Annotated in this window: 11 protein-coding genes; 6 read left to right on the forward strand and 5 right to left on the reverse strand. The window is 36.3% G+C overall.

Annotation, left to right across the window (positions count from 1 at the left end; genetic code table 11):
- Positions 1-43: 43 nt before the first annotated feature.
- Positions 44-1,177: a 1-acyl-sn-glycerol-3-phosphate acyltransferase gene (locus tag A8L32_RS23035; RefSeq protein ID WP_075591652.1), complete on the reverse strand. Its 1,134-nt coding sequence runs from the start codon at positions 1,175-1,177 to the stop codon at positions 44-46.
- A gap of 227 nt (positions 1,178-1,404) precedes the next feature.
- Between A8L32_RS23035 and A8L32_RS23040 the strand changes: the two genes are divergently transcribed.
- From A8L32_RS23040 to A8L32_RS23060, 5 genes are all read left to right on the forward strand, one after another.
- The gene (locus A8L32_RS23040; protein ID WP_075591643.1) at positions 1,405-1,749 is read left to right on the forward strand and encodes an STAS domain-containing protein; all 345 of its coding nucleotides are present in this window, start codon (positions 1,405-1,407) and stop codon (positions 1,747-1,749) included.
- 769 nt (positions 1,750-2,518) lie between these two features.
- The gene (locus tag A8L32_RS23045) at positions 2,519-3,367 is read left to right on the forward strand and encodes a universal stress protein (RefSeq protein ID WP_075591644.1); all 849 of its coding nucleotides are present in this window, start codon (positions 2,519-2,521) and stop codon (positions 3,365-3,367) included.
- Between the two features lie 19 nt (positions 3,368-3,386).
- Positions 3,387-3,842: an SPOR domain-containing protein gene (locus tag A8L32_RS23050; RefSeq protein ID WP_075591645.1), complete on the forward strand. Its 456-nt coding sequence runs from the start codon at positions 3,387-3,389 to the stop codon at positions 3,840-3,842.
- A gap of 184 nt (positions 3,843-4,026) precedes the next feature.
- Positions 4,027-5,928: an amidophosphoribosyltransferase gene (locus A8L32_RS23055; protein WP_075591646.1), complete on the forward strand. Its 1,902-nt coding sequence runs from the start codon at positions 4,027-4,029 to the stop codon at positions 5,926-5,928.
- A gap of 111 nt (positions 5,929-6,039) precedes the next feature.
- Positions 6,040-6,267 (forward strand): hypothetical protein, encoded by a 228-nt coding sequence (locus tag A8L32_RS23060; protein ID WP_075591647.1) that lies wholly within the window; start codon positions 6,040-6,042, stop codon positions 6,265-6,267.
- A gap of 28 nt (positions 6,268-6,295) precedes the next feature.
- Here the strand turns inward: A8L32_RS23060 and A8L32_RS23065 are convergent, their stop codons facing one another.
- The 4 genes from A8L32_RS23065 to A8L32_RS23080 all read right to left on the reverse strand — a co-directional run bounded on the left by A8L32_RS23065 (position 6,296) and on the right by A8L32_RS23080 (position 13,745).
- Positions 6,296-8,674 carry a penicillin-binding protein 1A gene (locus A8L32_RS23065; protein ID WP_075591648.1) on the reverse strand — a complete coding sequence of 793 codons (2,379 nt, stop codon included), beginning with the start codon at positions 8,672-8,674 and terminating at the stop codon, positions 6,296-6,298.
- Between the two features lie 59 nt (positions 8,675-8,733).
- On the reverse strand, positions 8,734-9,399 hold the full coding sequence (locus A8L32_RS23070) for an HD domain-containing protein (protein WP_075591649.1): 666 nt from the start codon (positions 9,397-9,399) through the stop codon (positions 8,734-8,736).
- 14 nt (positions 9,400-9,413) lie between these two features.
- Positions 9,414-10,520 carry a C1 family peptidase gene (locus A8L32_RS23075; RefSeq protein WP_075591650.1) on the reverse strand — a complete coding sequence of 369 codons (1,107 nt, stop codon included), beginning with the start codon at positions 10,518-10,520 and terminating at the stop codon, positions 9,414-9,416.
- 258 nt (positions 10,521-10,778) lie between these two features.
- Positions 10,779-13,745: a PEP/pyruvate-binding domain-containing protein gene (locus A8L32_RS23080; RefSeq protein WP_075591651.1), complete on the reverse strand. Its 2,967-nt coding sequence runs from the start codon at positions 13,743-13,745 to the stop codon at positions 10,779-10,781.
- A 75-nt stretch (positions 13,746-13,820) separates the two neighbouring features.
- Between A8L32_RS23080 and A8L32_RS23085 the strand changes: the two genes are divergently transcribed.
- Positions 13,821-14,133, forward strand: a 313-nt coding sequence (locus A8L32_RS23085; RefSeq protein ID WP_143525216.1) for a thiol-disulfide oxidoreductase DCC family protein, incomplete at its 3' end; no start/stop codon positions are given.

The raw sequence follows: 14,133 nt of genomic DNA on the forward strand, positions 1-14,133 counted from the left end.
GAGACTTTCAAGCAGCTTTTTTTTATAATTTTTTCGCGTTAAACTATTCTTTAAAAAAGTTTTTTACTGGATTTGCATACATCTCCATTAGCTGAGCATGAATAAACTCCTTGTCCACATCTAATCTCTCCATATGCTCATTAATATATTTATTAAATTCCGCCACATCTTCATCTGAATATTTAGATGCAAAATGATTATCCCCATTTAATACATCCGCCGCAATAAAGTTTCCTGGCCACAGCTTATAATCATTATGTATCTGATCATCTATCAGCTCCGCTAGCTTATCCAGTTGCTCATTTTTATTTAAATCCATTAAGGCATCTAACTCGCCACCAATAGGCTTACCTGCTTTAAAATGAACTCTGCCTTTCCTTCCCTTAATACCAGCACCCATATGCTTTAAGTCATCCGCCTGCGTTTTTGTATATTCAGGATTCTCTTTTTTCATCATAAACTCGTGCGCCTTTAAATAATCACAAGGATCGTACTCATACGAAATAGCCAAAGGAACAATTTGTACATCTTTAAAGTTTTGTACAAAATCACCTTGCCCACTCATGTTTATCATTTTCAACAAACTCGTCTGGGTCCTATCATCACCATCCTTAGATCGGCCCTCTCTTTGCGCTATCCAAACACTCTGATTACGTTCTGTAATATTATATCTAATGTATTTAGACATTAATATAGAACTCTGCAACATTTGGCGCGCTGGTAAATTCCTTCGTACCACAAAGGATTTGTTTAATTTAACTAGTTGTGTTATCCAAGGATATATTAACAAGTTATCCCCAATCGCAATTTCAGTGGTATCAAGGCCATGACGATGCAACAAAACATTCAAAAATGCAGAGTCGAGTACAATATCTCTATGGTTAGAGATAAAAATGTAACTCTTATTAGGATCTAGTTGATCAAAACCTTCCGAAGTTAACCCTTGCGTAGTGTTTTTAATAATTTCTTGTAGGTACGGATATATTACTCCAATCTGAAGCTCCTTAACCGACTTTATGGAAAGTAGTCTATTAACAAAATCATCAAACGGAATATTTGGAAACAAATATTTTAGCAAACCAACAAAGGACTCCTCCTTCATTAACTGCTCCATTACTTGATGAATTTCATTATCTCGGTATGGTCGTATTTCAATAAATTCTTGATCTGTTGCCATATTTATATTTAAATAAGTTCTCTGCAAAAGTATTACAATCATTAGACATACGAAATTCTTTACTCTTTTTTAAGAAAATACCAACATCTACAATTCCATATTATGGACAATATTCCATTATTAAACACTTTTCTTAGAGCGCAAATACATAACTCCTTGATATACTGACCTATTTATTTTTTGGCACATCAATTGAAATAAGGCAATCAAACACAAACACACACAACATGATTAATATTAAAACGCATTGCAATACCATATTGGTATCATTTGACAAAAGCTCAAAACTAAATAGAAATAACACTGACGAATTTAAACGTCAGCTAATTTCAAAACTCACTTCCCCATTTTCAAATATCATTGTTGATTTCAACGAAGTCAGTGAAATTAATCAAGAAACCATTGATGCATTAATTGCAGGTCAACGATTATCAAAAATGAACAGAGGACAAGTGAGTTTATTTAATGTAAAAGAACAAGTATACAAAGCACTCAGGTTAGCAAAGGTAGATCATCTATTTTTCTTTTGCGATCAACCTAAACCTTTTTCTCAAAATATTTTACTAGCATAAAAATGTGTTGTGTTGATAAACGCCAGGGGTTAATATTCTTGTCCCCACTTGAGTAACCCCTGGCTATTTCAACAAAACCAAAAAAGATATAAGAATAGTATAGCAACGGCATATTATTCATCATTAGATTGAAAAATCGAATTAAAGAAGTGTTGTGTTGATCAATACCGGAAGTTGCAATTCTTGTCCCCACTTGAGTAACTTCCGGTATATTTTTCAACAGTTAGTTTTTAGTATTGCAAGTGCTATAATAAAAACTACATTTGTAAGCATAATTATGTGTTGTGTTGATTGATGCCGAGAGCAAATACATTTTTGTCCCCACAAAAACAAAGCTCTCGGTATTCTTCAAATTAAATAAAACACCAATAGATTTAAAGCTATTGCAAAACATTAAATGTGTTGTGTTGATTGATACCGAGAACAAAGCTTGTTAGTACTAACAGCCCACTTCTCGGTATCTTATTTTAAATAGGTTACACAACACACATTCCATAAGTTGGAAAAAAGTATTTACTCCATTATTTATTAACAATCATTATCTCTAGGTACAATTTACAGCTCTAATTAAAACCTAAAATATATTTCTTCCCATATTTAGCGCTGCAGTCACTACCATCTAACATTGTTTTTGTTAAAAACAAATCCAAATTGGCAACTATTTACTTTCTATCAGCGTATTAAAAATAATTTTTACGTAAATTGTAGCTATGGATAATACCTTACTCTACACCAATTAACCAGAATCATTTCATGTAAAACGAATTTTATGAAACGAATTTTAGTCCCTATTGATTTTTCAGAGAATGCCTTTAATGCACTAACACATGGAATTGAAATAGCCAACAAATTAAATGCTGACTGCAGAATTATTCATGTTAGAACAAAAAAAACAATTCAGAAGTACCTGAAGTCAAATGTAGATTCGTTATTGTCTGAGGACATAAACGAATGGCTAGAAGAGATCATTAGCAAATACAAAGACAAATATCGGGTTGCTGGTAAAAGCATTGATTTTAAGATTAGAGAAGGTAACGTTTTTAAAGAAATATCTAACCAGGCTAAATACGACGACACTACCCTCATTGTAATGGGTACGCATGGAGCTTCTGGCTTTGAGGATAAATTTATTGGAAGTAACGCCTATCGCTTAGTAAGTGCATCTCCTGTGCCTGTACTTGCCGTGCGACCAGAAAGAAGCTGGAGAGGCATTAATAAAATTGTATTACCAATAGGCGCGAGCAAATCTAGCAGACAAAAAGTTCCTGCTGCCGTAGGATTTGCAAAGATATTCGATGCAAAAATATATGTAATTGGAATTAAAGAAAAAGGTTATAATATACTAAACAGTCGCGTTAATTCGTTTGTTAAACAGACCCGCAAATTCATTGAAAAAAACACAGACTTAAGAGTCGAGTCAAGCATTCTTGACTCTGGTAGTAGAATTGAAAAGTTAATACAATTTACCGAAGAAGTAGATGCAGACATTATTGCAACCAAAATACATCATGCTGCAATTCCTTTTGAAAACATGATAAAGCCTTTTGCCAACCAACTCATTAATGAAGCTGATTGCGGAGTTCTTGCAATACCTACCAAAGAAACATTATCTTTGTAGCGTAAATTCAATATATAGTATGTTAAAAGTATTTGTTATATCTATTTTATGCTTGGCCTGCTCAGGCATTTGGGCACAAGAAACAACTGGCTCTGACTTTTTCAATCAAATATCAATATCTGAAAAAGATACTGGCAGCCTGGTCATTTTTCAAGAACCAGGCATTGAGGAGTTAGTAGGCATACATATCGATGCAAATAAAAGAAATAAAGGAATAGACGGATTTAGAATTCAACTTTACTTAGGATCTAATAAAAACGCCAAAAAAGAAGCAACAGATGTTAAAGGCAAATTACTTTCTTTGTTTCCTGAAGAACATCCATACATTATGTACAAAGCTCCATTCTGGCGTGTTCAAGTAGGAGATTTCCGAAGCAAAAACGAATCTTTGGAACTTTATAGAAAATTAAGAAAGGAATTTCCGAGCTGTTATCCAGTTCCCGTCAATAATATATCCTTATCAAGTTTAAAATAATATTAAAGCGTCTTCTCAACAGAAGGCGCTTTTTTTATTTTTATTAATAACAGACCACCTAATTAAATGAGTTGATTAAAGAAAAATAACCTTAACAATTATTAAAGCGCATTATGTTGTTGGGTATGCCGAAAAAATAGAATAAATTTGCGCTTTCTAAAAAAATAGTTAGTCTCTTGAAGTTATGAGCGATCAGATTAAGCATGAGTGTGGGTTTGTATTAATAAGATTACGTAAACCCCTAGAGTATTATAAAGAGAAGTATGGAACTTGGATGTATGGTCTTCACAAACTATACTTACTGATGGAGAAACAACACAACAGAGGCCAAGACGGAGCTGGTGTTGTTAGCTTAAAACTTGACCAACAATCAGGCACAAAATACCTATCGCGAAAACGCTCCAACAAGCAGAATCCTATACAGGATGTTTTCAAGGGTATTAATGATGCCATGGAAAAAGTGGATGGCTGCACTACAGAACTCATTAAAGACCCTGTTTGGGCAAAGCAAAATGCACCTTTTTGTGGAGAGTTATACTTGGGACACCTTCGTTATGGAACATTTGGCCGCGCAAGTATTGATTACGTTCATCCTGTGATGAGAGAAAACAACTGGCGTTCCAGAAACCTGGTTTTAGCAGGAAACTTTAACCTAACTAATGTAGATGAAATTTTTAGGAACCTAGAAGACCTTGGCCAGCATCCTAAAGACTTTACAGACACCGTAACCATGTTAGAAAATGCGGGTCACTTTTTAGATGAAGAAAATCAATTATTATTCCGTCAATATAAAAACGAAGGACTTTCTAATCGTGAAATTTCAAGCAAGATAGAAGCTGATTTAGATGTTAGAAAAATCTTAGAGCGTTCAAGCAGAAGATGGGATGGCGGCTATGTAATTGCTGGAATGGTTGGACATGGAGATGCTTTCGTAGCTAGAGACCCTTGGGGAATTAGACCTGCATCGTACTACATGGACGACGAAATAGTGGTTGTTGCTTCGGAAAGAGCTGTGATTCAAACTGCCATGAACGTAGCCATAAGAGATGTTCAAGAACTTAAGCCTGGCCACGCTCTTATCGTTAAAAAGAATGGAGAGGTAAACGAAGAATTAGTGCGTGTACCCCAAGAACGTAAATCATGTTCTTTTGAACGCATCTATTTCTCGCGAGGAAGTGACAAATATATTTACCAGGAAAGAAAGATGTTGGGAAAACTTTTAGCTCCAACATTACTAAATATGGTAAATAACAATCTTGAAAAAACTGTATTCTCCTACATTCCTAATACTGCAGAAACTGCTTTCTATGGCATGATTGATGGTGTTAGAGAGGAATGCGATAAGATTAAGATTGACCAGATAAAAGCTTTAGGTGATTCATTAACCGACGAAAAGTTGGAGAAAATAATGAAAGTAGAACCAAGGGTGGAGAAAATGGCTATTAAAGACGTTAAGATGCGTACTTTCATTGCTGATGATGAAAGTCGTGATGACTTAGTGGCTCACGTTTACGATGTAACCTATGGGGTTGTAAAAAACCAGGAAGATACCTTAGTAGTAATCGATGATTCCATCGTACGCGGAACAACACTTAAAAAGAGTATTCTTAGAATTCTTGATAGATTACACCCAAAGAAAATAATCATTGTTTCATCTGCACCTCAAATCAGATACCCTGACTGCTACGGTATCGACATGGCTAAACTAGGTGATTTCTGTGCCTTTAGAGCAGCCATTGAACTATTGAAAGACAGAGGTATGCAAAGTGTGATTGACGATGTTTACAAAAAATGTAAAGAGCAACAAAATCTTCCAAAAGAAGAGATTGTAAATTACGTTCGTGAGATATACCAGCCTTTTAAAGCACAGGAGGTTTCTGATAAGATTGCTGAGATGCTACGTCCTGAAGATATAGACGCAGAAGTAAGTATCGTTTATCAATCTATTGAGAATCTTCACAAAGCTTGCCCTAACGACAAGGGAGACTGGTACTTCACTGGTAACTACCCAACTCCAGGAGGAAACAAAGTAGTAAATACATCTTACATTAACTTTATAGAAGGACGTAACGCCAGAGCGTATTAAAAAATATATTTTATTTATCTAGAAAGCTGCTTTGAATTTCATTGCAGCTTTTTTTGCTCTACAGCCCCAAACCTTTAATATCAATTCTCGTATTATTACAAAACAGCAGTAATGCCAGCGAAAAAAAATATCATTAAAAGACAATATCACTCTCCCAATATAACGGAGGTGAATATTGACAATGATATTTGCTTAATTATGATGACAGACCCATGGCAACCTGGAGATGGAAAACCCCCGGGTCCCCCTGGTCAAGATAAAAAGAAATCAGCATTTGAGTATTCCCCAGAGAATAATCCAACAAGCAATTCGTCTTTTGACTCAAACCCTTTTCAATAAATTAATTAATACTACTCCTCTACACCTTTTAGTCCTTCTTAAATAAATCTTTCATTCTATTTAAAAGACCTTTGCGTTTTTTTGTTCTAACCTCTTTATGTTCCTTTTGTTTTTGCTTAGACTTTTTTAAAGTTAAGGAGTCAATTCGCTTACTTCGTTTACCAAAAATATCAAAGAATGACTTGTCAGGATCATCCTCAGAATAGTCAGCACAATCTACCATGCTGGTTAAATTTCCATCCAAGGAGGAAAACCTAGCGTTGGTATATTTCCTATATTTTGGATCACCCTCCACTTTTTTCATAAACAACCCATATATCGGCAGAGCCATGTGCGCACCTTGACCCAATGAGGTTGTTCTAAAATGCACCACCGGACTTTCGGCTCCTACCCAAGCGCCAGCCAACAGGCTTGGATTATAGCCAATAAACCATCCATCAGCGTTATCCTGCGTTGTACCAGTTTTACCTGCAATTTGACTACGCAACCTATATACCGATCGTAAATCTCTACCCGTTCCATTCGTTATTACACCTTGCAACATGTAGTTCATTAAATCAGCGGTAGCTCTATCCAAAACAGGAAAACCATCTATTGGCGGCTTATATTCATATAGTACCTTTCCCGTTTTATCTTCAATCCGAAGTAAACCAACAAGCTTTTTCTTTTTACCTGAGTTGGCATAACAAGTATAAACAGTTAACATCTCACGTAAGGATATTTCACCCGCTCCTAAACTCATAGAAGGAACCATAGGCAACTTAGATTCCACACCCATTCGCTCCGCCAAGTTCAATACCTTATCGATACCCGTTTTCATCATCACCTCGGCCGTAATGGTATTAACAGAATTAGATAAACCTCCCTTCATAGAGTAATAACCTAAGTGGTTTCCATCGGAGTTTGTAGGAGACCAATCGTTATAGTCCTCATAAATTCTACGTTCATTGGAGATGTACTCACAAGGTGTCATACCATTTTGCAATGCAGCAGTATACACAATAGGCTTAAAAGTAGAACCTACCTGACGTTTTGAAGTAACATGATCGTATTTAAAATATTCGTGATTGACCCCACCAACCCAAGATAATATCTTACCAGACTTAGGATCCATCACCATAAATCCTGTATTTAATATCTTTAAATAATGCTTTACAGAATCCAATGGAGAAAGGTTAACTTCCTTTTCATGAGGATAGGCAAAAATGCTCATCTTTGTGAGCTTCTTCATTTCTTTAATAATTTCCTCTTCCGACTTTCCTGCAGCTTTTAAGGCCTTATATCTTCTCGACGACCGCAACTCCTTTTCAAATACACTGGGTCTATTCTTCCACGGATCACGATTCTTCCAATGAAGCTTAAACTCTTTTTGCAATGAAGCCATATGTTGCTGAACTGCTTCATCCGCATAACGCTGCAAGGTTGGATCAATGGTAGTATAAATCTTTAGGCCATCCTTATATATATTATAATGATCTCCATACTCTTCTTCCAAAATAGCTTCTACTTCTTTACGGATGGCATCTCTAAAATACGGAGCAATACCTGTATTATGATCCATCCTTAGGTATTTCAAACCTAAATCCGACTGCTTGTATTTCTCTGTTTCCTTATCGTTTAAAAAACCAAACTCATTCATTCTGCCCAGCACAACATTGCGCCTTTTAACCGATCTTTTCGGATTTAAACGTGGATTGTATGCAGTATTTGCAGCCAACATCCCTATTAAAACAGCGGCTTCATTGGGTTTTAAATCGGATGAATGCTTACTAAAAAAACGCTGAGAGGCTGCTTCTATCCCGTACACATCCTCGCCAAAAGGAACCGTATTTAAATACAGCGTTAAAATTTCCTCTTTACTATATACATCCTCCAAGCGAGAGGCTATAAATATTTCTTTTGATTTGTTAACCAAAATAGAGAACGGCCCATACCTTTTTCTTCCGTATAAATTTTTGGCCAACTGCTGACTTATGGTACTTCCTCCACCCTGCGCTTTATTACGTAGCAACACAGTTTTAAAAACAACTCTACCTAAACTAACAATATCAAAACCCTCGTGCTGAAAAAAACGCTTATCCTCAGTAGCCACTAAGGCATTTTTTGCATGCTGCGAAATAGTTTGATTTTCGATACTCAAACGGTTTTGGTAATAAAACTTACCCATCAAAACACCATTCTCTGTATAAACCTCAGAAGCTACATCGTTATTTATCTCAGCTAATTCAACGTTATTAGGAAGTCTTCCAAAAACACCCAAGTATATAAACAGTAAAAAAATAAAACCAACACCTAATAGCAAGCCAACACTCTTGAGCGCTAGCAGCAGCATTTTCTTTTTTAAAGAGTTTTTTTTTGCTTTTGCAGACGTCTTCTTTTTTTTAGATGTCGCTCTTTTCTTAGTCATTAGAGTTGTGTTTTGTTTAGCTATAACCTTTGCCCATTTTGCATGCAAGGTACAGTAGTTTATTCTAACGAAAAACCTTTGGTATTTATTTCAGTGTAAAACTGCTGTAAAAAACCGAGCATATATTCGTGCCTTTGTTGGGCCATCTTTTTGCCCGTTTCCGTTTCCATCCTATCCTTTAAAAGCAGTAGTTTTTCGTAAAAATGATTGATGGTGGGCGAAGTGCTTTTTCTATATTCCTTTGTTGATTGATATGTTTGTGGTGGAATATCTTCATTAAAGAGTTCTCTGTTTTTCCCTCCACCATAATGAAATGCCCGAGCTATACCAATGGCTCCAATTGCATCCAAGCGATCTGCATCTCTTACTACTTTTTGCTCTAGGCTCAACTTTACAGATTTATCGAATTCTGAACCAAATGAAACTGCATTAATAATAGATAGCAAAAGCTGAATAGTATCTTCATACACTTCATTTTCTTGAAGAAATATGATTAGCTCTTTCTCGGCTTGTTCTTTATTAAAGAGTTTTTCATCAGTAATATCATGCAATAGTACACCTGCCTCAATTAAAAAGGCATTACCCTTTTCTCTCTCATTTATGAGTTGAGCATTACTTAACACACGCTTAATATGTGAGATATCATGACCTGCATCCACGGTCTCCATTTTACGGAATACGTAGTCTTTTATCTTATCTAAAAGAACTTGGTTAGCGGTTTTCATTAACTAATTTGGGGCTATTTAAATAGTTTTTTAGAAACCTCTTTTGACAAGCTAGCTTTGTTCAGCATAATAGCTACTGTATTCATTCTAACATAAGCTTCTGACATATATAAATACCCTTCGTAAGGATTTTTTTTATTACCCCAACTATTTTTGGTTTTGAAGTATACTGTCCCATTTTGGTCTTTTGCCATACCTACAATATGCATTAAATGGTCGTCGGTAGCTTGCCACGAATAAAAGGCTTCTTGTCTGCCTTCCTGCGATACCTCTTGCTCTTTTTGCGGAACAAAACCTAAAGAATCATCTATTGGCAACAAAGCAACTCCTTCTTTATGCGAAAAGAATTTCTCCGAAACATCTCCATCCCAAACAAAAGTATATCCAGCTTCTAAGGTTTCCTTCATCACCTTCATCAATTCATCAATAGGCAAGTTATAGTATCTATCATGCGACCAATTATCCGGAACTTCCAAATCGAATAGCTTATAAAACGGATGATGGTTATACGAGGATAACTCTATGTAATTATCTTTTTCGATTCCTAAAGCTTTAGCAAATTCCACCGGTGAATACGTTCTTTTATTAAACTGCACTTGATCTGGCAATTCGCCTAAATAATTAGCCGAAACTGAACTAATATTTGAATACCAAGTAGCAGATGGACTCGCATTTTTTTGCTCCATAAAATCATCCAGCATCACCTTCATTACACTGGCTAGTTCACTATGGTTATGCATTTTTGAAGTATCTATCTTGCCGTAATAATCTTCCTCAGGCACAAAGCCAAACTGATCAATTACATTGGTTACATCGTGCGCTTGTCCGCCCTGACTAAAGTTGCCCATACCATGCAACAATACATATTGTTTAGCTTTTGCATCGTAAGCGTGCTTTACAATAAACATCTCAGAAAGGTTCAACGCTGGCCCTCCCATTTTCATAATCTCCGCCTCTATAAACGAAATAGTACTGTATGCCCAGCAAGTTCCTGTTCTATCCTGACTTTTAACAGGCGTTACCTTTGCCTCTGCGAGCGACTTAAATTTGAAATCTTGCGCCGACACCAACAAGGGCGACATACAAATAACCACAAGGACTAAACTCTTCACTAAATTCATCTATATATTTTTTTAATGGTCAGATAGAACACCTATAATAATAGCGCGGTGCTTACATGTTCAATTTTATAAAAACGGCTTGCAAAATAATAAAAAGTTAACACAAAATTAAGGGATAAAGAAAGTAAAGAAGCCCAAAGCCTCTTGCTATACCTTGGCTCAGATAATTATCATCAACAGAGTCGGTCATATCATTCCAATTTCCTTCAAAAATGGATTTGCAATTATACTTCATCAGATAATTAGGTTCTTATTTCTCTATCCTTCACTCACCACAGCTTTTTGCCTTTTGCCATCCATTAAAATACTTAAAGGCTTATTAAATCGTACATGTGTAAAATATTCTGTTTGCTGAATAATCGATTGATTTTTGAGCATTTCAAAATTAACAAACTCGCTCGATTTATTATGGTGTACGGAAAAATACCCTACATTCATAGAAGTAACATTATGGAAGAAATGAGAACCCAAAGAAGCATCCAATGGAAAATCTTCTAAACCCATTTCCACAATAACTTTAGCATGCGAAATTTGCGACCACAAAACGGGGATGCCTGTAAATTTATCGCGTGTACCCCAACGCCCTGGTCCGATAAGTAAATACTCACGACCATCCGCCTCCATCACTTTATTCAGCCCTGCCATTTCTTTGGCCATATCTTCGGTTTGGGTACGACTAAATTTCTCTGGATTCATAAAAATCACATCCTCTATGTATTCCAACTTACCATTACCCATGCCTTTTTCAGAAGCAATGATAACCTTTGAATTATCCACCTCATCAAAATTTACCTTTACGCTATTTTCAACCCTTATCATGGGTTTTATTTGCAATAGGTATAAAATCGGTTTCTTTAAATCGGTATTTAAGTCAACCGCAAATTCTATTTCAACAGGGGCGCCCATGGCCTCCTTAAAGTATTTCAACAACAGCTCTAGACTCTTGGCCAGCGGAATATAATCGTACTTTAATATATTGGCAAAATTTATAATTCTTGGGCCCTTTTTATTCAGGTTATTAACAATTCTATCGTAGCTATAATCATACACAGAAGCGCACAAACGTAGGTTTCCATCCTCTTCGGCCTCTTTAATAAACAGCTTTTTTATATACGAATCTTCGTGCTGATTTTTAATATCTACGTCGTTATCTTCTAAATCCAAGGCATAAAAATACGTTTGCGAATCTTTAATCTGGTCCTGAATAGAATTGACTTCGAGGTTAGGATATTTAGGGCAAAAACGCCAGGCCTTTTCTCCACCTACCACATACTTACCCAGTCCCACACCCAAAACAGCAAATCCATCCTCAGGTTTCATATACGAAAATGGATAGTAGTTATAACTCTGCGCTATTCCGCTGATGTGCGGATAAAAACGATTGTGCGCCTTTTCACCCACCACCTTTTGAATGATGACAGCCATCTTTTCCTCTTCAATTTTATAATTTACGGCTTCAAAATAGGCTCTTGCCGATGGACTAAACATGGAGGCGTACACCATTTTTATGGCCGCCGACAACTGCTGATACCTCACTTCAACATCAGGATGGTTATTCGGTAACATGAAAGTTTCGTAAACCCCAGCAAAAGGCTGCAGTAACGAATCTTCGAAAAGTCCTGACGACCGCACTGCCAATGGTTCGTTAATCACCTCAACGTATTTTCGTAGTTGATTTTTTACGCGTTCGGTAAACGAAGATTTCAGAAATAACTCCTTAACGCTATCATATTCCCTATTCACATATATTTTATGATAGAGTTTATTGCGCTGAATAAAGTTACTAAACTCGTCGGCACCAAGAATTGCCGTGGCAGGAATCCTCACTCCCAGCTCTGGCAGAATCTTTTTAAAATCAATATTCTCAACAAAATGACTTAAAAATGCCAACCCTCTTCCTTTACCCCCAAAACTACCTTCACCAATCCTAATCACATATCGGTTACTATCAATCAACGAAGATTCAAAAAGTACCACCCGTCCTCGCAAGCGTTTAATTTTCACATCTTCAAAAATGCCAAGAATAGCCTGCCTCAATTCGTTAGAGCTTTCAAAATCGTTGATACTATACGGACGAAGTTTCTTGGCCATATTTATTTCGCCACGCGCCATCAGCCACGTGCTTATACCATTCCGTTTAGCGTGGTATAAAAGTGACTCTGCCGAGATATTCTGAATACATCGTATAAACTCTTTCAGGTTACGCGCCACTGTTTCCTGCACACCCCTAGAGTTTTTAAACGAGAAAGTTCCAAAACCTAGTTTACTGTGGATAAAGTCGTAAATATCCTGCGATAACGAATCTGAATTTTTATCTATAAAATCGGCATCCACCATAGCTGCCTTTTTAGCATTACTAGGATCGGAAGATTGCATTAAAGTAGGCAAACTAATTTGCGACTTCACATACTTAATTAACTCTACCCCTGCATCCTCATCATGAACACCATTTCGCTTATACTTTACATCCGATATAACACAAATCAGGTATTCTTTATATTTTTCAATGACATCAACCGCATCCTCATAATTACTGACCAACAAAATCTTTGGACGAGCACGCATTTTTAAAATCTTATGCAACTGATCGTAACCCTCTTCCGCTAAAACAGCTTGTGTCTGTTTCATAATAATGGAATACAGCATAGGCAGGTAGCGTGTATAGTACTTTTGCGAATCCTCTACCAACAGAATTACCCTTACATCTCCAATTTTGGTATCGTTAGCAACGTTAATACGATCCTCCACATATTTAATCATAGCCAAAAAAACCTTGGAATCACCATTCCAAACAAATACACGATCAATATGCTCCACATTAGGACCTGCCTCATCAAAAAATCTCAAATCGCTATTGTTATTAACCATGGCTAGCAGCGGCATGGCAGGATCCGCTTCTTTAATGATTTTACTAGTAATGATAGGCGTTTTTTTATCCAAGCCAGCCATTAGTATCACCATATCAAAATGACGTTTCTCCATCAGCTCAACAGCCTCCTGCGCATTGGTAACCGATGTTACTCTAGGTGCGGTGTATAGATTTAACTGCAAAAACTCGCCGTATATCTTGTCAAAAAATTTTCCTTCCCTAACAATGGAATAAGCATCGTAATAATTGGCAATCAACAACACCTCCTTCACCTTAAACTCCATCAGTTCGGCAAAAATATCCTGATCGCTTTTTTTTCTTTTATATATCTGATTTAATGATTGCTCTTTATCCATGTCCTGATTATTGCAGTAATTACAGAAATCTAAGGTACTAATTTGAGCAAAATTTTAGCTGATGAATGTTAGGCTATGTTGAATAACTTTTTCGTTGCGCACTTGTTAGTTTTAAAAGCCATATTACTCATGTACCAAAACACAGCAAAAACTATATTATTTTATGATGGAGATTGCGGCTTATGCAATAGAGCCGTTGTTTTTGTGTTGAAACATGAGCAAAACCCAGAAATTCAATTTGCAAGCCTTCAGTCTACCTTTGCAAAGAGTTTGTTACAAGCCAAAGCTCCTCAATTGCAAAACATTGATTCAATTATACTGTATACCGACAATCAATTTCTTATTAAAAGTAAAGCTGTTATCCTTTTATCTAAACACCTAAAAAAAC

The organism is Labilibacter marinus, from assembly GCF_001659685.2.
GTDB lineage: Bacteria > Bacteroidota > Bacteroidia > Bacteroidales > Marinilabiliaceae > Saccharicrinis > Saccharicrinis marinus.